Annotated in this window: 17 protein-coding genes and 5 pseudogenes; 3 read left to right on the plus strand and 19 right to left on the minus strand. The window is 53.5% G+C overall.

Going from position 1 to position 21,347, the window contains the following annotated elements; translation table 11 throughout:
• Nucleotides 1-3: 3 nt before the first annotated feature.
• Entirely contained in the window at nucleotides 4-132 is a 129-nt protein-coding gene (locus AACY36_RS23850; RefSeq protein WP_259242521.1) for a hypothetical protein, read from the minus strand.
• A gap of 198 nt (nucleotides 133-330) precedes the next feature.
• Here AACY36_RS23850 and AACY36_RS23855 point away from each other — a divergent pair, with 198 nt between their 5' ends.
• Nucleotides 331-1,356 (plus strand): LacI family DNA-binding transcriptional regulator, encoded by a 1,026-nt coding sequence (locus AACY36_RS23855; protein WP_339421170.1) that lies wholly within the window; start codon nucleotides 331-333, stop codon nucleotides 1,354-1,356.
• A 638-nt stretch (nucleotides 1,357-1,994) separates the two neighbouring features.
• Here AACY36_RS23855 and AACY36_RS28415 read toward each other — a convergent pair.
• The 11 genes and pseudogenes from AACY36_RS28415 to AACY36_RS23905 all read right to left on the minus strand — a co-directional run bounded on the left by AACY36_RS28415 (nucleotide 1,995) and on the right by AACY36_RS23905 (nucleotide 11,615).
• A complete protein-coding gene (locus AACY36_RS28415; RefSeq protein ID WP_370467910.1) occupies nucleotides 1,995-2,750 on the minus strand; it encodes a methyl-accepting chemotaxis protein in 756 nt (251 codons plus the stop codon).
• A gap of 102 nt (nucleotides 2,751-2,852) precedes the next feature.
• Nucleotides 2,853-4,133 (minus strand): annotated as a pseudogene (locus tag AACY36_RS28420) (PDC sensor domain-containing protein); the annotation flags it as partial.
• A 1,014-nt stretch (nucleotides 4,134-5,147) separates the two neighbouring features.
• Entirely contained in the window at nucleotides 5,148-6,239 is a 1,092-nt protein-coding gene (locus AACY36_RS23865; RefSeq protein WP_339497649.1) for an IS630 family transposase, read from the minus strand.
• Nucleotides 6,240-6,687: 448 nt separating this feature from the next.
• Nucleotides 6,688-7,140 (minus strand): hypothetical protein, encoded by a 453-nt coding sequence (locus AACY36_RS23870; RefSeq protein WP_339497643.1) that lies wholly within the window; start codon nucleotides 7,138-7,140, stop codon nucleotides 6,688-6,690.
• A 133-nt stretch (nucleotides 7,141-7,273) separates the two neighbouring features.
• Complete coding sequence (locus AACY36_RS23875) at nucleotides 7,274-7,639, minus strand: hypothetical protein (RefSeq protein WP_339421300.1); 366 nt, start codon at nucleotides 7,637-7,639, stop codon at nucleotides 7,274-7,276.
• Nucleotides 7,640-8,171: 532 nt separating this feature from the next.
• Nucleotides 8,172-8,627: pseudogene (locus AACY36_RS23880) on the minus strand (hypothetical protein); the annotation flags it as partial.
• A 7-nt stretch (nucleotides 8,628-8,634) separates the two neighbouring features.
• Complete coding sequence (locus tag AACY36_RS23885; protein ID WP_027606810.1) at nucleotides 8,635-9,003, minus strand: hypothetical protein; 369 nt, start codon at nucleotides 9,001-9,003, stop codon at nucleotides 8,635-8,637.
• Nucleotides 9,004-9,048: 45 nt separating this feature from the next.
• Nucleotides 9,049-9,339: a hypothetical protein gene (locus AACY36_RS23890; RefSeq protein ID WP_339421297.1), complete on the minus strand. Its 291-nt coding sequence runs from the start codon at nucleotides 9,337-9,339 to the stop codon at nucleotides 9,049-9,051.
• A gap of 27 nt (nucleotides 9,340-9,366) precedes the next feature.
• A complete protein-coding gene (locus AACY36_RS23895) occupies nucleotides 9,367-9,759 on the minus strand; it encodes a hypothetical protein (RefSeq protein ID WP_339421295.1) in 393 nt (130 codons plus the stop codon).
• Between the two features lie 372 nt (nucleotides 9,760-10,131).
• Nucleotides 10,132-10,935: pseudogene (locus tag AACY36_RS23900) on the minus strand (HAMP domain-containing protein); the annotation flags it as partial.
• Nucleotides 10,932-11,615 (minus strand): heavy metal response regulator transcription factor, encoded by a 684-nt coding sequence (locus AACY36_RS23905; protein WP_339421293.1) that lies wholly within the window; start codon nucleotides 11,613-11,615, stop codon nucleotides 10,932-10,934. The gene AACY36_RS23905 and the pseudogene AACY36_RS23900, both read right to left, overlap by 4 nt.
• A 448-nt stretch (nucleotides 11,616-12,063) precedes the next feature.
• Between AACY36_RS23905 and AACY36_RS23910 the strand changes: the two genes are divergently transcribed.
• Nucleotides 12,064-12,315 carry a heavy-metal-associated domain-containing protein gene (locus AACY36_RS23910; protein ID WP_339421291.1) on the plus strand — a complete coding sequence of 84 codons (252 nt, stop codon included), beginning with the start codon at nucleotides 12,064-12,066 and terminating at the stop codon, nucleotides 12,313-12,315.
• A 237-nt stretch (nucleotides 12,316-12,552) separates the two neighbouring features.
• Nucleotides 12,553-14,898: a heavy metal translocating P-type ATPase gene (locus AACY36_RS23915; RefSeq protein WP_339421289.1), complete on the plus strand. Its 2,346-nt coding sequence runs from the start codon at nucleotides 12,553-12,555 to the stop codon at nucleotides 14,896-14,898.
• 321 nt (nucleotides 14,899-15,219) lie between these two features.
• Here the strand turns inward: AACY36_RS23915 and AACY36_RS23920 are convergent.
• The 7 genes and pseudogenes from AACY36_RS23920 to tnpC form a co-directional block, all read right to left on the minus strand.
• Nucleotides 15,220-15,336 (minus strand): annotated as a pseudogene (locus AACY36_RS23920) (DedA family protein); the annotation flags it as partial.
• A gap of 151 nt (nucleotides 15,337-15,487) precedes the next feature.
• Nucleotides 15,488-16,422, minus strand: a pseudogene (gene copD, locus AACY36_RS23925) (copper homeostasis membrane protein CopD).
• Nucleotides 16,423-16,425: 3 nt separating this feature from the next.
• Entirely contained in the window at nucleotides 16,426-16,809 is a 384-nt protein-coding gene (copC, locus tag AACY36_RS23930; RefSeq protein ID WP_339421287.1) for a copper homeostasis periplasmic binding protein CopC, read from the minus strand.
• A gap of 71 nt (nucleotides 16,810-16,880) precedes the next feature.
• Nucleotides 16,881-17,780, minus strand: a complete 900-nt coding sequence (locus tag AACY36_RS23935) for a copper resistance protein B (RefSeq protein ID WP_445261728.1) — start codon at nucleotides 17,778-17,780, stop codon at nucleotides 16,881-16,883.
• A gap of 10 nt (nucleotides 17,781-17,790) precedes the next feature.
• On the minus strand, nucleotides 17,791-19,623 hold the full coding sequence (locus tag AACY36_RS23940) for a copper resistance system multicopper oxidase (RefSeq protein WP_339421285.1): 1,833 nt from the start codon (nucleotides 19,621-19,623) through the stop codon (nucleotides 17,791-17,793).
• A gap of 147 nt (nucleotides 19,624-19,770) precedes the next feature.
• Nucleotides 19,771-19,974 (minus strand): co-regulatory protein PtrA N-terminal domain-containing protein, encoded by a 204-nt coding sequence (locus tag AACY36_RS28425; RefSeq protein WP_370467933.1) that lies wholly within the window; start codon nucleotides 19,972-19,974, stop codon nucleotides 19,771-19,773.
• Nucleotides 19,975-20,412: 438 nt separating this feature from the next.
• Nucleotides 20,413-21,347, minus strand: a 935-nt coding sequence (gene tnpC, locus AACY36_RS23945; protein WP_339497645.1) for an IS66 family transposase, incomplete at its 5' end; no start/stop codon positions are given.

Raw genomic sequence — 21,347 nt, forward strand, 5'->3', positions numbered from 1 at the left:
CTATCAATGGGCGAAAGTCATCAACGCGGCGTCGAACTCGCGAGCGTGTTGATTGAGAAAGGCGGTGCACAATGGGGCAAAAGCGGCGTAGCCGCGGCGGTCGAAATCAACCGATGGGGACGAGTTACTCATGGGGCGATCCTGGCGGTTTGTTGTGTTTGTTATGCCTCGATTATTAGCACCGAAAAAGCAATCATCAAGCAGCGCCATAGGCGGTTTATGATGTAAAACACCTCAAATACGAAGATGCTTTCATGCCTGTCATTGCTCTTGAAATAATTATTAGCAATGCGTATATGGTGTAAATAACATCAAAAAAGGGCTGGCTATATGACCATGCAAACATCGGCGCGTTTATGGAAGGGGCCCACTGTTCAACAGGTCGCCAAGGTGGCCAGGGTCGGGGTAGCGACCGTTGATCGTGTGCTGAATAACCGTCCTGGCGTACGGGAAAACACCCGTCTGAAAGTGCTGGCGGCGCTGGATAAGCTAAAGAAAGATTTGGCTGACGGCATGGCAACTTTGCAGATCAAGCTATTTTGCGATTCGGGTGAAACCTTCAATGCTACGTTGGCCGGTGCCGAGGCGTTGGTGAACGCTTCGACACCTGGCGTCGTCGTGCATGGCTACTATGTACCGACTAACCAGGTCGATCCCGCCACTTTTGCTGATCAGGTTCAGGCTGAGGGCGCCTCAGCGGATGGTGTGATCGTCGTATCGCGCGAGCACCCGGCGATCAACCGAGCGATTCGCAAACTGTGCAGCCTGGATATCCCCGTCGTGTGCCTGACCACCGACCTGCCTAACTCCGGGCGTAGTGCTTACGTTGGCAATGATCAATATGCGGCGGGCAGTGTCGCCGGATTGCTGATCGGCAATGCTTTACCAAAAAAGGCCGCGAAAATCCTGCTGGTGACCAGTGTGCCGTTTCGCTGTCAGCAGGAGCGGGAAATGGGGTTTCGCAGGGTGCTCCGTTCCGAGTTTCCGTATCTGAAAATCGACGAACGAGTGATGTCCGACGATCGCCCTCAGACCACGACTGAACAATTGACGCGCTATTTTTCCAAGCACAACTATCCCGCAGCGATCTACAACGTGGCCGGCGCCAATCGGGGTGTTGCTCAGGCCATAGAGACTATTGCGGCTGAGGATCGGCCTATTTTTGTCGGTCATGAGCTGACGGTTCATACGCGGGCGATGCTTGAGTCCGGCGTCATGGATTATGTTATCTCTCATGATTTCGTTGGCGAGACTGCCGCAGCGGTGCGCTGGATACGAGGAGCGATTGAGGGAGCGGTGACAACGCCACCTTCAACACAGATCTTGATTCACACCCGATACAACTGTGGTGCGTAAGATCACGTTGCGGTCGCTATCTCATTTTTTACTGTTTGAATTAGGAATTCGCCTGTCAACGGCGCCAGCATCAGTTCGCTTGCAATGCTCAATCATCAAATCGCACACGATTCTGGCGGGAAGCCCAACCTCTTAATTCCACTGGTTATCAAGACCCTTGCTATTCGGTATGCCTGGTCGCGAGTGCTGCCGAGGCAGCTGTTACGTCGTTAAGATTGGCTTGCTGTGCTACGCAAGCATCGACATGGTATTGCCGCGCTGCATCGACAGCGTCGCAACCATCTTTACCGCTCGGTATTCGACAGCAACCGGCATGGAGGCTACAAATCTGCTTGATTGTCCACGGAGACCTCCATTAAAGGCTATGAAGCTTAAGGCTCCTGGACAATATGTCTTTCGGTATGTCGAGATGTCCGGCTGAAAAAAAAACGGCCAACTATTCGCTCAGCGAGCAAAGTGTGATTGCCGGAAGCCAAGCTGCAGCGCCTCAAGTTCGGCTTTGATACCGGCGATATCTGAAAAAAAGTCTGGAGAATGAGTACCTGCATCAGGATTCGAGTCTCAACCAAAGAGGATTGCCCCATAGCTTGAATAGCTGTCTTTAGGGCAATCCCCCCACAGTAGACCTTTGGGGTTATTTAAACCTTGAACTGATCCATGAGTTTCATTTGCTGGCTGGCCAATGCATTGAGCTGGCTACTTATAGCCGCCGACTCGGTAGCCTGCCCGGTGAGGGTTTCGGTTACAGTACGGATCGCCGAGACGTTGCGATTGACCTCTTCGGCTACTGCGCTCTGCTCCTCCGCAGCGCTGGCGATCTGCAGGTTCATGTCGCTGATCACTGTCACGGCGTCGCTGATCTTGCTCAGTGCTTTCACCGCTTCATGGATCTGCCCGGCATTGCTTTGGGCCTGTTGCTGGCTCGAGTGCATGGTCGCCACCACGCCACGGGTGCCGCTCTGGATACGCTCAATCACTACACGAATTTCTTCCACCGAGTCCTGCGTGCGTTTGGCCAGGTTACGCACCTCATCGGCTACCACCGCAAAGCCGCGTCCGCTTTCCCCCGCACGTGCCGCTTCGATCGCCGCGTTCAGCGCCAACAAGTTGGTTTGTTCGGCAATGCTGCGGATCACCTCAAGTACTGATCCGATCTGTTCGCTATTAAGGGCCAATTCCTCGACTTCACCGACTGCCTTGCTGACTTCCTGGGCAAGCGAGGTGATATCGCGGGTGCTTTGTTCGATGATCGACATGCCTTCGCGTGCCGACTGATCCGCGCCGCGTGCCGCGCTGGCAGCATTGGAAGCGCTGTTAGCGACGTCGTGTGCGGTGGCGCTCATTTCATTGGACGCGGTAGCCACCTGGTCTATCTCGCGAAATTGCACCTGCATGCCTTCGCTGGTCTGGCGCGCAATGGCCGAAGACTGATCAGCCGTACCGCGAGCTTCGGTGATGCTTTGCTTGACCTGCGCGATGGTAGGTTGCAGTTTGTCGAGGAAGCGATTGAACCAGTTCACGAGTTCGCCCAGTTCATCCTTTTTGGTGTAGGCCAAGCGCTGGGTGAGGTCGCCGTCGCCGCTGGAGATGTCCTTTAGCATGGCGGCTACGCTGTTGATCGGACGGGTCACGCCCGTGGCGGTGAGCCAGATCAGAAGCAGTCCGAGCAGCCCTGCGGCGGCGGCTACAAGTAGCGCTTTGAGGGTGCCGCTGGCTTGAGCTTCATCGAGCACGGCTTGAAGTTTTATGCTGTCGGAAAGCATCTCGTGTTTGGGCAGTTTGATCACTACGCCCCAGGCTTTGGCATCGGCAATGGGCTTGACTGGGTAAATCGCGCTGACGGTGTCGCCCTGTTCGCGGTTGACGTAGCTGCCACTGGCGAGCAGTTGCACGATCTCCTTGCCTTGTTCGCCGAGGATGTCGATCAGGTTTTTCCCAACCTTGGCTGGCTCGCCACTGTAGGCTGCAATAAGGCCCTTGCTGGAAATTATCTCCAGATGCGCCGCACCCTCGAACAACTCTTTTTGCGCGGTGTCCGCGCTGGCTTGCAGGGTGTTGAGGGCAATATCAACACCTACCGCCCCGATGATTTTACCATCCATGATCAATGGCAACGAGACGGTGGTCATAAGTACCGGTGTGCCGCTGACCGAGTCTTCATATGGATCTAGTAAGCAGGTGCTTTGGGTATCACGTGGGCAGGTGTACCAAATGTTGTAGGGCGTACCGCTGAGGTTGGGCGTGGTATTGTTCAGGTCTTCATCGGGTATGATGGTGTTAGAAGCTTTACCATCCACCCGATTCCAGTAACTGGCGAAGCGGCCTTTGTCGTTGGACGCGCGGGCGTTGTCGTTAACGAACCCGCTGTCGTTGCCGTCCAGGCCATTGGGTTCAAACACCAGCCATATGCCGAGCATTTTGTTGTTGCGTTCAAAGGTATTTTTCAAGCTCTGATTGAGCTCTTCACGCAAGGCGCCGGCGCCCAGAGAGCGCTTGGTTGCCAGATTTTGCAAGTCTCTGACCAGATCGGCGGTGGCCATGGTCACGGTAAGATTTTCGCCAATGGTTTTCTGCAGCAGTAAGGCTTGCTCCGCAGCTTTGGCTCCCAGCAAGTTTTGCACGTTGCTGGTGAGCATTCGCGAGCTTGAGTCGCCGACCAGCCTGTTGTTCTGATTGGCTTCGTGGAGGTTGATGCTGATGATCAACGCTATTACGCCCAATAGACATAACCCGGACAGCAGTACGATTTTCAAGCGTATCGATAGGGTGTCGAACATAAGATCACTCACTGATGGATGTGTGGAAATGCATGCACGGCAAGGCCGAGTCCATTCGCCCCTTGTGACCTACATCGGCGCAATCAGTTAATTTCTGAAAGGTAAGCGATGAACGGTAGTAACAGCTTCAACAAGCGTGGAAGGGGCGTGCAAGTCGTTTGGGTAGTGCTCAAATCCTCAGTTTACCCAAGCTCATCCCGGCACTTACGAGAGGGCCGGTGCGATAGCAAGCGCGCCTGGCTGGCGAGTTAGAGCACCGTGATGGCCTCCCGCAGAGACCGACACGTTGCCACTGTGGTCCGGGTTGGGCGTGGTAGGTTCATGGGCGTCCTCGCGCGAAAACAAGGCCACCCTCTCAAACCGGTTCATCGATCACAGTAGGAAATAGGTTTTCCATAAATTTTGTTTTTCTGATCATGCTCTCCAGAGGTTCCGCGGAGCTGGAGCTGGCGTGTTATCGCCAGAGCAGGATTGACCCAGTTACCGAAACTTCACTGACCTAGGCTACTAACTCGGGGAACATTACCAATGCTGGACTTTTGCAGATTGGTGTCGGGTCAGTGTGGCATCGGCCATTGGGTCAATTCGGCGTCAGCGCCAACAGTTCAGGCGCTCGGTGTCAGCATCAATTTAACGGGGAGTAGGTGTCCGGTTTGGCAGGGGCAAGTCCTGTACCGAAGCCCCCAGCGGAAGTAGCTGGAGTGACGATACTCTTCTAAACGCTCGAAGAGTACGCAGTGCTTGTCAGCGAGGTGCTAAATAGTCAAGAGTCAAAGGCTCATGGTTTCAGATAGCGCATATGGTTTTCTTTAGGCACGGCGCCTGTTTTCTGTTTTTTGCAACTTCAGAGTAAGTGAACAGCTAGAGTTGCTTTTCTGTTGGGCGGTAGTTGGTGAAGATACAATATGCGGATGAAGGTCCCTGACATTAAAAAATAGTTATCTCTGGAGCTATTATTCTAATTAGTTAACCTATATTTCTTGTTAGGGGCAGCTTGCCTAGTGGCCTGAGCGGTTAATCCATTAATTTATTTTTTATCACACTCAGCTTCGCCTTATGTACCGAGCTAATGATGGCCTCAGCCGTTTTATTCCACTTGAACGGCTTGGCTGAGTGCTCATTGTGAGCCTCGATAAATTGGCGGATAGCCGCCTTCAGGTCAGCGACGCTGGTGAAGGCGCCCCGGTACAGCGCTCGCCTTTCCAGTTGTGCAAACCAGCCTTCCACGGCGTTCAGCCAAGACGCACTGGTCGGTGTGAAGTGCAATTTGAAACGCGGATGCTTTTCCAGCCACTGCTTGATTGCAGCCGTTTTGTGGGTCGAACTGTTATCTAAAATCACATGCAGATCCAGTCCGGCGGGCGTGTTGCGTTCAATCTGTTGCAGAAAAGCCAGAAACTCCTTGGCTCGATGGCGCTGGGTAATCCGTCCGATGACTTGGCCGCTCATAATGTCGAAAGCCGCGTACAGACTCGCCGTACCATGGCGTTTGTAATCATGCGTGCGACGTTCAACTTGACCTGGGCGTAGTGGCAACATCGGTTGGGTGCGATCCAACGCCTGGATCTGGGTTTTCTCGTCAACCGACAGCACCAGGGCGTTATCCGGTGGGTTCAGATAGAGCCCGACCGCGTCGACTACCTTGTCGGCGAAATGAGGATCGTTGCTGATTTTGAAGGTCTTCAGACGATGGGGTTTGAGGTCGGAAGCGGCCCATACCTGCCGAACCTGCCACGTGGTGACCCGCGCATACTTGGCCATCAAGCGAACGCTCCAGTGAGTGGCTTCCTGGGGGACACGCCGGGTAGTCAGTGTCAGGATTTCGTTGATTTTTTCGGGCCCGAGTTTAAGTGGCTGGCCGCTGCGCGGCAGATCGCTCAACCCTTCGATTCCCGCCTCCCGATAACGTTTTCGCCACTTGAATACCGTTGGCGGCGTGATCTGCAACTGCTCGCTGACGGCCTTGGGCGTCAATCCATCAGCCAGTAGAAGCAGGATGCGCGCTCGCTGGGCGAGGCTCTGTTCCAGCGTACTCATACGCAACCAACCTTGCAGGGCGATGAGATCAGAAGGCGTTAAAGCGAAAGGGGATGTCGGCCGGGCCATGCGCATATCCAATCCATGACATTGGACGCACAGTATATCGTTACCAGTAGATAAATGAATTAACCGCTCAGGCCACTAGTATACGAACCAGAGAAATCTGCTTGAGTTCGCAGCGCATCTGCTCCTGATCTGCCTGTTTACAGCTTTTATCCATCAAGCTGGTTGCGGGAGGGTCTGCGAAGAAACCATCAATGACAACGACCTCACCTGGCGCAACATCGAAGCTTGCGAATGTCTTGTTCAGGTTAGCCTTTACGCTACGGTCTTCGACAGTTCTCTGCTGAATGCTCGGGGTCCAGCCGCCTGCAGAAGTCTGTCGCTTGACGTCATAAGATGTTTTACCCCAACTCGTGCACTCATTGTTGACGACGCGTACAGAGGTGCAGTAATCCTCTTGACGGTTTCATTGCGATAGCTGGCGTCTTCCCATTTCTGGCCTCTTTCAAACTCATCGAACGTCAATGCCTTTAGCATGGCATACCCCCAAGGGTGAAGGCTTTATGTTGCGTCCACCAGGGGGTTCGAAAGCGGCTGTGCGCGGCAAGTTGTAACTGACACCGCTGATAGTGTAATGGCCTGGGTCGACGAGATAAATTTTATACAGCGTTCGTCCGAAAACTAGCTGAAAGTAATAATTTTGCGGATTATCTGAGTCAGTATCGTTGGCGATATCATAACCGATCATGATCTTTGAATACGGACGGGATTTATTAATCCACTCAGTGACTCCCGAGCGAAGCCTTAAAAAGTTTGCTTTTGCATCATTATCGTCAAAATTAAGATTCAGACTATCCAAGCTGGCAGTAGGGATTAGAAGTATGGTCTTGCCCGATGCCTTGAATCGCGCAAACATTTCGTCATGCCGTTGGCGGCGCTCTTTCGCGGCGTCAATAGGTGACATAAAACCTGCCGCAGCGGTCTGCGAACTGCTGTCAGGTGCATAAGGCGAGGGCGGCAATGGAACGCAACCGCTTACCAGTCCGAAGACCGCCAAGCCAGAGAGCAATTAGAGGTTAGGCGGTTGCGGCCTCATTTCAGCAGCGCCCTGTGGCTTTTAACAATGCATTGCAACTGGCAGGGGGTTCCGCCTCGGATGAAGCCTGCTTTCTTGCACCATCTACGGGCCCTGAACACAGCGTGTCGGAGTCCAGCACGACCAGCGATGTGTAATAACAGTTATAGATGCCTTTGCTTGTTTGAGCTTTGAACTTCACCGAGTCCAGCTCACCGTGCTTATCGAAAACCCTGACTTTCTCAGATGTCGTGTTGAGCGTGACGGCGGCTTTCTCCTGAAGGCTGCTATCTCTAACCGTCTTTGAGGCAATGATGCCGCATCCCTGAATCAAAGATGCCACCGCACCTGCTGCGAACAGTTGGAAAAAGATTTTATTCAAGATCATCTTTGGAATCCGCTAGATAGGTCATTAAAGTCGGAGCTTCATGCATGGTATGTTACACCCTTCAGTATTATGCATGAATTACTTTGTGGAGATATAGCACATGAGAGCTATTGTTTAAACGGCTTCGGTGTGACATGGAATCCCTTTCCGGCAACATAAGCATAGAAAGCCCACCGAAGGTTGGATTTTTTGTATTGCATTTAAAAAGCTCTCCGAACCTCCGAGCAGACAAACACATAGCCGATACGTTGCGCATCTTCTTCTCGAATGTTTCTGGCAGTTTCAGCTTCCAGTCCACAATACGATCATCGGGTGTATCGTTTACATCAAACGTGATCGTGTGTACTCGAATAGCTCGCATTCATGTGCTTCCTTGTATGGATGAGTTTTCTAGTGCATCAGTCATTCTCGACAGCGTCCCGCACAGGGAACCAACCATAGTGCAGCGTTCGGATTTATCATGATCGGTGTCCAAAGCTTTGAGCTCTGGGTCTGCTGGTATGACAAATCCACACCCGAGTCACTAAACACAAAACAGGTGATAAAATAAGTTTTTCGCTTCCTGAATTGGCTTGTTGCGCATCGCGAATGATAGGGCGATTTACTCGATAGTATGGATATCGAATGATCCTTGAGTCAACTCGTCGATCAGTCGAGTCGACTCTTCGAGCAGCGGCGTATCGCTGTCATTGAGACCACACAGACCACTGTTGTACAGCTTGAAACTATTGCTGGCCGAGATGCCGTAAGCTTCTAGCCGCTGACCGCGCTTTACATAGCCTGGACGTTCGCAGACATAGCTCCAGTCGTATTCAAAGCGGTCCATCACATACCGTCCTTGATCAATCCGTCCGAATATACGGTGGGGGGAATCCAGGAACAGCGTGTCGGTATCTACGAATAGGGTTTTTTCTGCCAGTTTTAGCCCTTCCGCGATCGCGCAGACCTTATGTCGGTGGTGGTAGCCGTTTTCACCTTGCCATTGGGTTCTTTTCCTACTTACACAGCCGCATCGCAATAGCATCGAATTCGCGGTCAAAGCTAGCTTTCTCTGCCGCGCTCAAGAAACCCTGCTGCTCGACGAATTGATTGGTTTGGTCCCGGATCGCTTCAACACGGTTGAGCATACGTTCAGCTTCAACCTGGGTAAGCTTGCGCGCTTTTCGCGTTGTGCTGATATCAGCACTCAGAACGTTTGCTCTCACTGATATGTGGGCTTGTCTGGTGTCACTGATCTTACCGCCAGTTTCACCAACCACTGCACGCTGGCTTTCTACATCACAACTCTGCAGCTCAAAGCTTTTCTGAGCCGCTACGGTGTTCAGGCTCACAGCCATCAACGAAGCTAATATTTTGTATTTCATCGGAATTTCCTACGTATCTGGACGTTGACCTTCACCACTCACACCCTAACCCTCAATCATCTCAAAGTAGGTGCCGCAGGGTCTGATTTTCGTTACCGCTCCAGACAGCGATGTCCCGTCGGGTAAAACTAAATTCGCATGACTGATAGAAGGCGACTTCAGCAAGTCCACACCTAAATTAGCTACCTGAACGCTCGTTTTTTTTCCTAACTCTCGACAGATCAACATCGGCTGGGCCGAGTATTTCGCCTGACGGCCGAGACCAGGGGCGACACCATAGGTCAGCGTAAGGTCGACCTCGCAAGAGATTTCGATTGGTAACTCGTTGCCTTTCATCATTTTTTCCTGTGACTTACCGCGACTTCAAAGATGTTCACACCAGCCTATATATGCTTGGTCGTTATTTAAAAAAATGAAAGGCTTCCTTGCGCCGTTTTGATATTCGTTAATCGTCAGGGCATAAATGTTTGAACCAGCTCCAACACCTTGGTCTTTTCGCATAGTCGTGACCACCTTGAAGCTGTTTTTCGATGAGCCATGATCAATAACCTGCGGATTGGTTACATAAGAGTTCTTAAGGGCCCCGACCATGAGTCCCGTCAGTCGGTCTACGTTGAACTTCTTACCCACGTAAGCCTGACTATAGGCATCGTCAGATGCACCTACCACCCTCTCAATTGTGCATCCGTAATCAGATCCGGCTGATACACCTGCTGCCCAACTAAGTGCAAATAATGCGCCTATCCATGACTTCATCTGATTTTTCCCTCAACTTGACACAGCGCTCGGATGTCCATGATCACGCAGCCCTGATAGAACCGCATGAGGCTCGGCGCCTGACAAAATCTGGTCGGTAAACGACTGAAGCAACCCGTTTTCTTCAAGATGACGCTAGTCGTCACCTGTCAATATCTGACTATACAGATTCACACCGTCCGCCTCGGTCATCACGTAAACGTGAGACGTGGGTGATTGGCATTCCTTGGGATGCCAGTCGCCGCAGCTTTCTACACGTTCCGCACCCTCTTCCTTTTCAACCCAGTAAGAGCATTCGCCGTTGCTGCCAGTGATGATGAGAAATTCGGCGGACGCCTTTTTGAAGTGATGTGACATGACCATTTCCGGTGCGCGCTTTTTGGTTAGAATCACCTCCGTATGGGGGCGTAAGTTGCTGATGGGGGTGCGCAGCTCATGTGCACTATCTGCGGAAAAATTGGACAGCCGCACGAATGATTCATCGAGTCGTGCAAGCATCGCATTGAAAGATGAGACCAGTTGCACCAACTCATGTGGCACATCCTCAAGCGGGATGCGATCTTTCAGTGACCGTGCGGACATTGCGGCTGCGACTTGGGTCACCTGCGCCACTGGTTTCAACCCACTGCGGGCAACCACCCAACCTAACGCCGCGCTGATGACCGCGCTGATGGCCAGGCCGATTACAAACCACCATTGCAGCGTTTCAAAAAAATGCATATGACCGGTGATGTCCAGGATCAACCACACGGTTACAGGATCGACTTGGTGAACGCTACGTATCTGTGCGGTCATGCCGCGATACATGTGTCCGTCTCTGGTCCACTCCCATATGTCTTGGCTCGTGTGAGGTTCTTCTATCTGAGGAAGCGACGTCGTCTTCGGAGCGGCAAATAACAAGGTTCCGTCGTTTGCCGAAATGATGGCCGAAAGCTCAGGATGAGCTCCTAACAGAGCTTGTAACTGAAGCTCTACCTCCGCAGCATCAGTTGACCCGGACTGGCCCTCCATGATTTGCCTTGTGGATTCGAGTTTCTCCATAAGCGTCTGGTGGTCAATTGCTTTGAAGTGACGTCGGCTGAGTTCATTGAAGCTCAAACCAGCCGCAACTAAAACTGCTACTACCGCGCATACGAACATGAGGCCCAAGCGGAGCGTCAGAGAGGCGCGCTTCATTCAGCATCCGGGGCGTCTAGCATGTAGCCCATCCCGCGAGTTGTTTGGATTAGTTTCGTGTCAAAGTCATCATCGATTTTTGCCCTAAGCCTGCGGATGGCGACCTCGATGACATTGGTATCACTGTCGAAGTTCATGTCCCATACCTGCGAGGCAATCAGTGACTTTGGTAAAACTTCACCACGCCGCCGCATCAGGAGCTCCAATAGGGAAAACTCCTTTGCGGTGAGGTCAATCCGCTTACCTGATCGCATCGCTCTGCGTTTTAAAAGGTCGACTTCCAAATCGCCAATTTTGATGGTCGTCAGGTTAGTAGAACCGTTTACGCGACGAAGCAAGCTTCTGACTCGGGCAAGCAACTCCGAGAACGCGAACGGTTTTACCAAGTAATCGTCAGCCCCCAGCTCCAGACCTTTCACCCGATCATCGACGCCATCCCTAGCAGTAAGGAAAAGCACTGGGAATGTTTTTCCGGCTGCCCGCACCATTCGGATGACCTCCCACCCATCTATGCCTGGCATCATCACGTCGAGAATCAACAGATCGTAGTCCTCCCCAATTGCTTGGTACAGCGCTTCAGTGCCAGTGACGACTCGATCAACACTGAAACCAGCTTCCGTAAGCCCCTGTTGGAGGTACATGCCAGTTTTGGGTTCGTCTTCTGCTACCAAGAGTTTCATGCTGGGTTTCCAGTGGGACGGCAGCTTAGTGTGCGATGAAAATGAGAATCCGGGTGCTAACTTACTGAAATGTAATACCGGCAACAGCTCGCCGAAATGCAGCAGCGGCTAAGGTAATGGCATAGATGGGTTGTTCCCTAAATCTCATCGTACTGGGGACGGTCAATGCTTAGCTAGGTGTAGGTTCATGAAACAGTCGCTTTACGACCTCCAGCAACCATTAGTAGAGAATCATTGCTTTTGTAAATTTGCTTCCTGGGCCTCACCACAGACAAGGACCTGTGAGGACTCAGACTAAACCAACAAAAGCTCGGAAATAGGTCAATTCGCTGTCGACGGGCCCTTTCGCCCTTTTAAGGGAAGGAGTGAAGGAAATTTCTTCTTGACCTTGCCCGTAGGGCAAGGATGAAAGTCGTGTGATCAAATACGATTTCTAGAGGAACGGATGATGACCACCTTTGAAGTACAAGACATGACCTGCGGACACTGCGTGAGGATCATTACCGACGTTGTGCTGGCCTTGGACCCAGCGGCGAGCGTACAAGTAGATCTGCCATCGCATCTTGTGCAGATTGAGTCGGCAAGCGTCGAAGCACCTGAGCTAGCTGACGCGATTGTGCAGGCTGGCTACTCGCCTATCGCCCCCACTACCAGCCCGGCGATGATCAAGAAGAAAGGGGGTTGCTGCTGCGGCACCTGAGGCACGCATCGACTGACTTCCAAGCTAGCCCACACGCTCCATTACCTCCGTTGAGGCGTCGAGTAGTTCAGTCCGACTTATTGGAGGGGTAGTAGTCCTAGCCCTCGACGCCGTCTTATTTGTGCTGCACATGCAGTCGAAAAACCTCATAGCCAAGGCGAACACCCCGACTACGTGTTCACCACACAAACACAACTCGTTAGCCAAACTGAGCGAGTTTAAAGCATGGACCCTAAAATGAGCAGAAACCACGACGAGCAGCATCAGGCACCCTCGACAGGGAGCCCTGCACTCAAAGACCCCGTCTGCGGCATGACGGTCTCCGATCAGTCGCCGCACAAGTCTGAGCATGACGGTAAAGGTTTCTACTTTTGTAGTGCGCACTGTTTGGCCAGGTTCAAGGCCGAGCCCGGCAAATACATCCGGCTTCCCACGCAAGCGAAAGTCTCATCGAAAGAGCCACCATCCCAAGCGGCAAAGGTTTACACCTGTCCGATGCACCCGCAAATCCATGAGGACCATCCGGGTGACTGCCCCATTTGCGGCATGGCGCTGGAGCCGGTTGTACCTGATCTTGATGATGAAGAAAATCCAGAACTCGCCTCATTTACCCGACGCTTTTGGTGGACGCTGCCACTGACTGTGATCGTTGCGACGCTCTCCATGTCCGGCCATCAGCTTGGCTGGTTCGATATGACTACGCAGAGCTGGGTCGAGTTGGTCCTGTCTCTGCCGGTGGTGATATGGGCCGGTTGGCCGTTCTTCGCACGCGGCGTGCAGTCAGTGGTGCAGCGCAGTCCCAACATGTGGACGCTGATCAGCCTAGGTACCGGGGCAGCCTTTGTCTACAGCGTTGTGGCAACTTTGGCGCCTGGTGTCTTCCCGCCCTCGTTTATCTCGATGGGGCGCGTGGCGGTCTATTTTGAGGCCGCCGTGGTGATTATTTCGCTGACCCTGTTTGGCCAGTTGCTTGAGCTCAAAGCTCGGTCCAAGACCTCGGCCGCGATCAAGTCGTTGCTTGGCTTAGCGCCCAAGACCGCCCGCCGCGTTAACGCTGACGGCTCCGAAGAAGACATACCGCTTACAGAGGTGAACGAGGGCGACAGACTGCGCGTACGTCCAGGTGAGAAGGTACCGGTCGATGGTGAGGTCCTAGAAGGGAGCAGCTCGCTCGACGAATCGATGCTGACTGGCGAACCGTTGCCCGTCAGCAAACGCTCGGGTGACAAACTCATTGGAGCCACACTCAATACTAGCGGTGCTTTGCTGATGCGTGCCGAACACGTGGGCTCGACGACCGTGCTCTCGCAGATTGTTCAGATGGTGGCGCAGGCGCAGCGTTCGAAGGCGCCAATGCAACGAATGGCGGATACCGTCTCTGCGTACTTTGTCTATGGCGTTGTAGCGGTCGCGTTGTTGACGTTCCTGGCGTGGGGCATCTTCGGCCCGCAGCCCAGTTGGGTGTACGGTCTGATCAATGCGGTGACGGTGTTGATCATTGCCTGCCCCTGCGCACTGGGACTGGCCACCCCCATGTCGATCATGGTCGCCACAGGGCGTGGCGCCTCGCAGGGCGTGCTATTTCGCGATGCCGCAGCCATCGAAAACCTCTGCAAGATCGATACGTTGATCGTTGACAAGACCGGCACGCTGACCGAAGGCAAGCCTGCCTTCAAACGAGCTCTGGGTGCCAATGGCTTTGAAGACGACGAGGTGCTGAGCCTGGCAGCCAGCCTTGATCAGGGCAGCGAGCATCCCTTGGCCGCAGCCATCGTCAAGGCTGCGCGTGATCGTAAGCTGGAGCTCAAAAAGGCCGAGCAATTCGACTCAGCTTCGGGCATCGGCGTGAAGGGTGTCGTGGACGGGAAGTCCCTCGCTATTGGTAATCAGACGCTGATGGAACAGTTGGGCGTAGATGTGTCGGCAGTCGCAAGCCAGGCCCAGGAACTGCGCGCAGACGGAGACAGCGTCATGCATCTGGCCGTGGACGGCAAACTGGCGGGGCTGCTTGCAGTTTCCGATCCGGTCAAGGCCACAACGGCAGACGCTCTGGATTCGCTGCGCAAATCGGGCTTGCGCATCATCATGGCGACCGGCGATGGCCTCACTACCGCGCAGGCCGTGGGCAAAGGCTTGGGTATTGAAGAGGTCCACGGCGAGGTCAAGCCGGCTGACAAATTGCAACTGGTGGAGCGTCTCCAGCAGGAAGGCCGGATCGTCGCGATGGCGGGTGACGGCATCAATGACGCGCCAGCGCTGGCCAAGGCCAACGTCGGCATTGCCATGGGCACGGGCACCGACGTGGCGATGAACAGCGCGCAGCTCACTCTGGTAAAGGGCGATCTGCTTGGTATAGCGACGGCACGGGCGCTTTCAGTGAGTACAGTCGCCAACATGAAGCAGAACCTCACTTTCGCCTTACTCTATAACCTACTGGGCATACCCTTGGCAGCTGGCGTGCTGTACCCCTTCACCGGTTGGCTCTTGTCCCCCATGATCGGCGCATTAGCGATGAGCCTGAGCTCGGTCTCCGTGATGGGCAACGCATTACGCCTTCGGTTTACCGCGCTCAAGCGGGACTGACTCGGCTGAGGCGCCTATAGGTTAGGGCAAGTCTTACAGAGTGAGGTGCCGAGGCCGAATTGACCCGGTTGCCGAGATTTAACTGACCCAGTCTGACTCCTCCTGAATCATTGTATGTTCCGGATTAGCGTAGGTTTGGAGATAGTTCAGTCTCGCCTCAGCGTGTGGGTCAATTCGACGTCGATACCCACACTGACGGCCTTGGCTGTTCTTGTCACAACCGCACAACAGCAAGGTCGCGGAATTGACCAGATGCTGACACAAGAGTGACTTACGTCTAATCGACTAAAGCTCAGCAAAGCCCATGGTTTGCGCGGAATCAGAATAGCGCTCCGAAAGCAGCATGCCGATTAACACTGCTTCAGATTGCAATGGAAGAAGCGTGGCAGCGCCGAACGCCGCCATGAAGAGGCCCAGATAGCTGGTTAACTCAACCACGACGCCGTCCTGCGAATCCTGCCATTCCAGTCGTGAATACTCACATGCACACCTACGCAGAGGATTGGTTACGCTTAGCGGATGGGTGCTAGGCGTACAAAGGAATTGGATGCCAACGCCCTAAACGCATCGATAACCCTCTCTACACAAGCTATTCCAATGCCATTTCCATTTCTGGGCTCAGCGTGCCCAGCCAAGCTACCAACCAAATAATCACAACGGCGGATGAGAATTCGACAACCATGCTCCGTCTTAGGGAATTCGCGGCGGTGGTGTATTCACCCGCTTGTAAAGAACGCTCAAGAAAAGGACTCAAATGGAAACGATTGAGTGCTGCAAGGCCCAGCATGCCCCCAAACAACGCCAACTTGAAAAACAGTAATAGGCCGTAGGTGCTGCCGATCATTCCGTCAAAACTGGGTCCAACGATGAACAAATAATTCACCACCCCGGTGATCACGATTATGGCGACGATCACCGCGCCCGCTTTCTCGAAGCCGGTGAGCGCACGGGCAAGAACTTTCACCAGGTGTTCTGCTTGCAGCTTTTTCAGCCTCAATAACAAGCCAAACGCGGCCAATGCACCGATCCAACCACCTGCTGCAAGTAGGTGCAAGATATCCGCGCCAAAGTGCCAGATTCGGCGACTTCCTTCATCCATCGCCCCGTGCCCGGTCCATGCCAGCGATGCTAGGGCGGAGGCGCCACCGAGAGATGCGAGCCAGAGGCTTTGCGTTGGCCATCGCTTGTTCTGAGTTGCAGCCAAAATGACCACCAGCAGTGCGACCATCCGGATAACCCAGCTCAAACCGACGTCGGTTTCAGCAAGCATCATTTCGATGTGAGGCAGTAGCCCCGTCCATTCTGCGGCGCCGCTCATGCTCTGCGCGAGCACCACCATACCGACAAGAGAGATCAATAAACCGAACGCAGCTGTGCCAACCAGGAGTGACTCAAAATGCAGCACCTCTCCCGATCTGCGTTCCTGACCACGTAAGCTATAGAGCCCGAAGGTAGCAAACCAAACAGCAACATCAGATCCGTGTAGAGGGCAAAGCGCAGTGCAACATTGATTGAGTCACCCATGGCCTACTTCACTTTAAAAGTAATATTGCCAGTAATCGGGTGGGTGTCAGACGACACGGCACGCCATTCCACTTTGTAACTGCCGGTAGTTAGACCGGAGGCCGGCGTGATGATCATGGTTTTAGGATCGCTCCCGCCCGCGACATTCGCTTTTACACCCATCGGTGAATTTGGCATGCCAGGCATGTCCGTCATTATCAGCTTGGCACCGGAGAACTGGGTTACTAGGTTTTCGGAGAAGTGCAGCTCGATTTTCGCCGGGGCAGCGCCGCTTTCACCTTCAGTCGGTGTAGAAGACAATAGTTTGGGATGAGCTTGGGCCCATGCACTCATCAGCAGTCCGGTCGAAAGTGCTACGGCAACAGCAGTATTTTTAATAATAGACACGCAAGGCTCCTCACAGCACAAGGCTGTTTGTTTGAGGGTTAGTAGGTTTACTTCAAGGTTTTACACGGGACTCAAAACCACATGCGGACACCCAGCACCAGTCGTGCTTCGCTGCGGTCTTCGCCTTCCTCTCTAGCATAATCGGCGGTTTTTCCGTATGAGCGATTCCACGTCACACCTATGTAGGGTGCAAATTCGCGCCGAATTTCGTATCGGAGTCTTAAACCCACTTCACTTTCCGAAAGCCCAGAACCAATGCCACGCTGCGCATCGTCTTTGCCGTAAAAGTTAAGTTCCGCAGTGGGCTGAAGGATCAGTTTGTTAGTTAGCAGGATGTCATAGTCACCTTCAAGGCGTGCAGCTGTTTGTCCGCCTTCGCCCAGAAAAGCTGTCGCTTCAACGTCCAAGTTGTAGAGCGCTAAACCCTGGATGCCGAATGCAGCCCAGGTTTCCGGGGCACTTGGCTTGAAATCCTGACGGACGCCGCCAACTAGATCCCACCAAGGGCTGATAGCGTGCCCCCATAACGCTTGCACCTCTGCTTTTTCAGTCTTGCCGTTGGTTCGCTCACCTTCGGTACGTAACCAAAGCCGATCGATATCGCCGCCTATCCAACCTTTTGCATCCCAATTAAAGACGCTGCCCGTATCCGCGTCCTGCCACTCCAACTGGTCGATGAGAAAAAACGAGTTAATGGCACTGTCATGAACTGCATGTCCACCCGGAGCATTGTAAACAGCAGCCCTATCAGCATCTGTCAGCACGGGGATCGGCGTGCGACTTTGGGTCGGTACAACCTGCTTTGGGGAATCCATGCCCTGCATTTGGCTGTGATCCATACCCTGCATCAGGCCTTGATCCATGCTCTGCATGCCACTGGAATCCGCCAATGCCCATGTGGTAGAGGTAAGGGATAAGCCAGCAACCACCACTGTTGCGTACATGTGGGCAGCGCGAAAAATATTGCTCATTGTCGATTCCTCACTCTTCCACACGAACTTCACGGAACATCCCCATTTCCATGTGATACAGGAGATGGCAGTGGTACGCCCAACGTCCCAGTGCATCTGCGGTCACTCGATAACTGCGTTTAGAGCCTGGCGGCATATCGATGGTGTGCTTACGCACCATGAAATTGCCGTTATCGTCTTCAAGATCACTCCACATGCCGTGCAGATGTATCGGATGAGTCATCATTGTGTCGTTGACGAGCACGACGCGAACCCTTTCGCCGTACTTCAAACGCAGAGGCTCGGCATCAGAAAACTTGACCCCGTTGAACGCCCAGGAAAATTTTTCCATGTGTCCAGTGAGGTGAAGCTCGATGGTACGGCTAGGTTCGCGTCCATCAGGATCTTCAAAAGTGCTTTTGAGGTCAGCGTAGGTCAGTACTTTGCGGCCGTTATCTCGAAGGCCCATGCCTGGGTCGTTCAACTTTGGCGATGTTCCCATCGCCTGCATATCCACCAGCGGATTGTTGTCCTCGGTCGTGGGGTGAGATTGCATTTCTCCCATCCCCGGCATGTTGTCCATGGACATCTTGCTGTGATCCAAGCCCGACATGTTATCCATGCCTTTCATTTCACCACCGTCCATTCCAGACATGCCCTGCATACTGCCTTGAGTCATACCAGCCATCTTGCTGTGGTCCATCCCAGCCATATCGCCCATACCGGCCATTCCGCCGTGATCCATCCCTGCCATCCCCATATCAGCCATGGTCACCAGAGGCCGAGGATCTAAAGGCGGAGCTGCGGCTACCAAGCCGGCTCGCATCGCCAGCGTTCCGCTTGCATACCCGGTTCTGTCCATAGACTGGGCAAAAATCGTGTAGGCCTCTTGAGTAGGTTCAACGATGACATCAAAGGTCTCGGCGGTAGCAATCCGGAATTCATCAACGCTTACCGGTTTAACGTGCTGGCCATCGGAGGCCACGACAGTCATGTTCAAACCAGGAATACGGACGTCGAAATACGTCATCGCCGATCCGTTTATGAAGCGCATTCGGATTTTTTCGCCTGAACGAAATATTCCCGTCCAGTTCATGTTCGGTGCCTGACCGTTCATCAAGTAGGTATAGGTGGCACCGCTGACGTCGGCGATGTCGGTGGGATTCATCTTCATTTCAGCCCACATCTTCCGATCATCAACGGTCGCCGACCAACCTTTCTCATTGACGTCGTGAATGAAGTCCCCAACGGTACGCTTGTTGTAGTTGTAGTAATCCGACTGCTTTTTGAGCTTGTTCATCAACGAGGAGGGATCTTCGTCCGTCCAGTCGGTCAGCATCACTACATAATCGCGATCATATTTGAAGGGCTCCGGCTCTTTGGCGTCGATGACCAATGGACCATAGACTCCTACCTGTTCTTGAAAGCCGGAATGGCTGTGGTACCAGTACGTTCCGTTCTGTTTAACCTTGAACGTGTAGACGTACATCCCATCAGGCTCGATCCCGTGAAAACTTAACCCAGGAACGCCATCCATGTTTGCTGGAAGGATGATTCCGTGCCAATGAATGGAGGTTGTGTCCGTCAGGCGATTCTTCACCCGCAATGTGACGGTATCGCCTTCACGCCAGCGCAGCAGAGGCCCGGGAATTCCTCCATTTATGGTCATCGCGGTGCGGGGATTGCCGGTGATATTCACCTGGCTCTCGCCAATGAAAAGGTCAAACTCTGTACCCGACAGGACACTGGGTTGGCCTGGGCTGGTAATCGCCCAAACAGGGGTGCGCCAGAGCCCTAATCCGCTGAGTAATCCGGCCGCGGTCAAACCTTTAACGAAGGTGCGCCTAGAAGTTTTGGAATGCATACCGGTTTGAATCTCTTCGGTCGAATAGGAGCAGAGGCGTGACGCGGTGCCTAGACACAAAACCGTGTCAGCTGCCACACGTGCGGTTGAGCGAAAGATGCCATAAGGCAGCCAACAGGGTGATTACAATTCAGTAAGTTTGGCTGCTCAGCAGTGGGGCTTCTGGACTTTGGTTTCTTGCTGCGCCGCGTCCCTGTCCACAGTCGACGCAGTGGATGCTTCGTGGGCAGCCATTGCAACCGCGCGCGCTTTCTCCATCCGATCAAAGGTGCGGTCGCCGCCCCCTTCTGCGAAAGCGAAAGAGGTAAGAGTCAAGCTGCTGATCAATATCAAGACATTAGTCACTTTCATTTTTTAAGCCCAAGTGGGTTTCCTGCATCTACCCCGAGGAAGAAGGGGATGAGCGGTTTGCTCAGGGAGGATATTTGAGAACCCAGGCTTTCAGAATGCTGAGGTGGGAATTACAGTTTTGAAAGCTTTTGCGATCCCCACAAGGCAATAGCAGTAAAGAATTAGCCGCGTGGCTCAACGAGAAAGTGGTCAGTTCGAATGCAAAGGGGTGGTCACTACGGATGCAATTGACTGGTCAGTGACGATGCAATTGGGTGGTCAAGTGAGATGCAATTTCCCAACGACCTCTTCGCTTCGAAAAAACAGGTCGATGGTAGTGAATAACCCTGCGTTGCTGCCTGCCTGAAAGTGTCCGGATGGCCGTGGAATCGGTGTCCGGATGCTCGTGGAATGGTAAGCGATCCATAAACCCCACCTACCCAACACTGGGTCAACAGTTTACCGTGGCATTTCTGGCGAGCAGTTCCACGGCAGCAAGGCTTCATAATCTTCAAGCGACGAAGCCTTAGGTAGCCGCTCCAGTACGTGGCGCAGCCACGTATAGGGCTCCTGGCCGTTGACCTTGGCGGTCTCGACCAAGCTATAGATCTGCGCACTGGCGGTGGCGCCTTTGGGCGTATCGCTGAACAGCCATGCCTTGCGCCCTATGACAAACGGCTTTATTGCGCGCTCGGCCTTGTTATTGTCTATGGGTAAAAACCCGGTTTCCACATAACGCTCCAACCGACTCCAGTTGTTCGCCAGGTAGTTGACTGCTTTACCCAAGGTGCTTTTCGGGGTGACGTGTTGCTGGGTTTTCTCCAGCCAACTTTTCAACTCGGCGAGTACCGGCAAGCTTTTTTCCTGCCGACCGATAAACCGCTGTTCATCGTTGGTGTCCTTGAGATCGCGCTCGATGCCATACAGCTTGTTGATCATCGCCAACGCAACATCGGCACGACCCACTTTGCCCTTGGGCTGGACTTTCTGTGCATCGACAAACTTGCGGCGTACATGGGCCATACAAGCCAAACGTTCAACGCCCGGTTGCAACGCTAAAGCGTTATAGCCCCCATAATCATCCGTCATCAGATAGCCGCGATAATCACCCAACAAGCGCAACGGCACCTCCTGCGCACGGCTGGACGTGTAATCAAATAGCACGACTTTTCGATCAGGCGGACCACTGGCTTGCACCCACATCCAGGATTGACTGGTCGGGTCTCGATCCGGCTCTTTCAACACCTGGACGCGGGTTTCATCGCAATGGATCACCGGACTTTCCAGCAACCGGTCGCGCATCAGATTCAGCAGCGGCTGAAAGTGTTCGCAGCACTGGATCACCCAGCGCGCCAGGGTTTGGCGTGGGATGTCGACGCCGTGTCGGCCAAGGA

Origin of the sequence: Pseudomonas sp. EA_15y_Pfl1_P101 (genome assembly GCF_963970835.1) — a bacterium.
Taxonomy (GTDB): Bacteria; Pseudomonadota; Gammaproteobacteria; order Pseudomonadales; family Pseudomonadaceae; genus Aquipseudomonas; species Aquipseudomonas tritici.

Excerpts from the sequence above, each read along its gene's own strand:
- AACY36_RS23850 (WP_259242521.1), bottom strand. The coding sequence starts at position 132 with ATGAGTAACTCGTCCCCATCGGTTGATTTCGACCGCCGCGGCTACGCC.
- AACY36_RS23855 (WP_339421170.1), top strand. The coding sequence starts at position 331 with ATGACCATGCAAACATCGGCGCGTTTATGGAAGGGGCCCACTGTTCAA.
- AACY36_RS28415 (WP_370467910.1), bottom strand. The coding sequence starts at position 2,750 with ATGCAGGTGCAATTTCGCGAGATAGACCAGGTGGCTACCGCGTCCAAT.
- AACY36_RS23865 (WP_339497649.1), bottom strand. The coding sequence starts at position 6,239 with ATGGCCCGGCCGACATCCCCTTTCGCTTTAACGCCTTCTGATCTCATC.
- AACY36_RS23870 (WP_339497643.1), bottom strand. The coding sequence starts at position 7,140 with ATGTCACCTATTGACGCCGCGAAAGAGCGCCGCCAACGGCATGACGAA.
- AACY36_RS23875 (WP_339421300.1), bottom strand. The coding sequence starts at position 7,639 with ATGATCTTGAATAAAATCTTTTTCCAACTGTTCGCAGCAGGTGCGGTG.
- AACY36_RS23885 (WP_027606810.1), bottom strand. The coding sequence starts at position 9,003 with ATGAAATACAAAATATTAGCTTCGTTGATGGCTGTGAGCCTGAACACC.
- AACY36_RS23890 (WP_339421297.1), bottom strand. The coding sequence starts at position 9,339 with ATGAAAGGCAACGAGTTACCAATCGAAATCTCTTGCGAGGTCGACCTT.
- AACY36_RS23895 (WP_339421295.1), bottom strand. The coding sequence starts at position 9,759 with ATGAAGTCATGGATAGGCGCATTATTTGCACTTAGTTGGGCAGCAGGT.
- AACY36_RS23905 (WP_339421293.1), bottom strand. The coding sequence starts at position 11,615 with ATGAAACTCTTGGTAGCAGAAGACGAACCCAAAACTGGCATGTACCTC.
- AACY36_RS23910 (WP_339421291.1), top strand. The coding sequence starts at position 12,064 with ATGACCACCTTTGAAGTACAAGACATGACCTGCGGACACTGCGTGAGG.
- AACY36_RS23915 (WP_339421289.1), top strand. The coding sequence starts at position 12,553 with ATGAGCAGAAACCACGACGAGCAGCATCAGGCACCCTCGACAGGGAGC.
- AACY36_RS23935 (WP_445261728.1), bottom strand. The coding sequence starts at position 17,780 with ATGAGCAATATTTTTCGCGCTGCCCACATGTACGCAACAGTGGTGGTT.
- AACY36_RS23940 (WP_339421285.1), bottom strand. The coding sequence starts at position 19,623 with ATGCATTCCAAAACTTCTAGGCGCACCTTCGTTAAAGGTTTGACCGCG.
- AACY36_RS28425 (WP_370467933.1), bottom strand. The coding sequence starts at position 19,974 with ATGAAAGTGACTAATGTCTTGATATTGATCAGCAGCTTGACTCTTACC.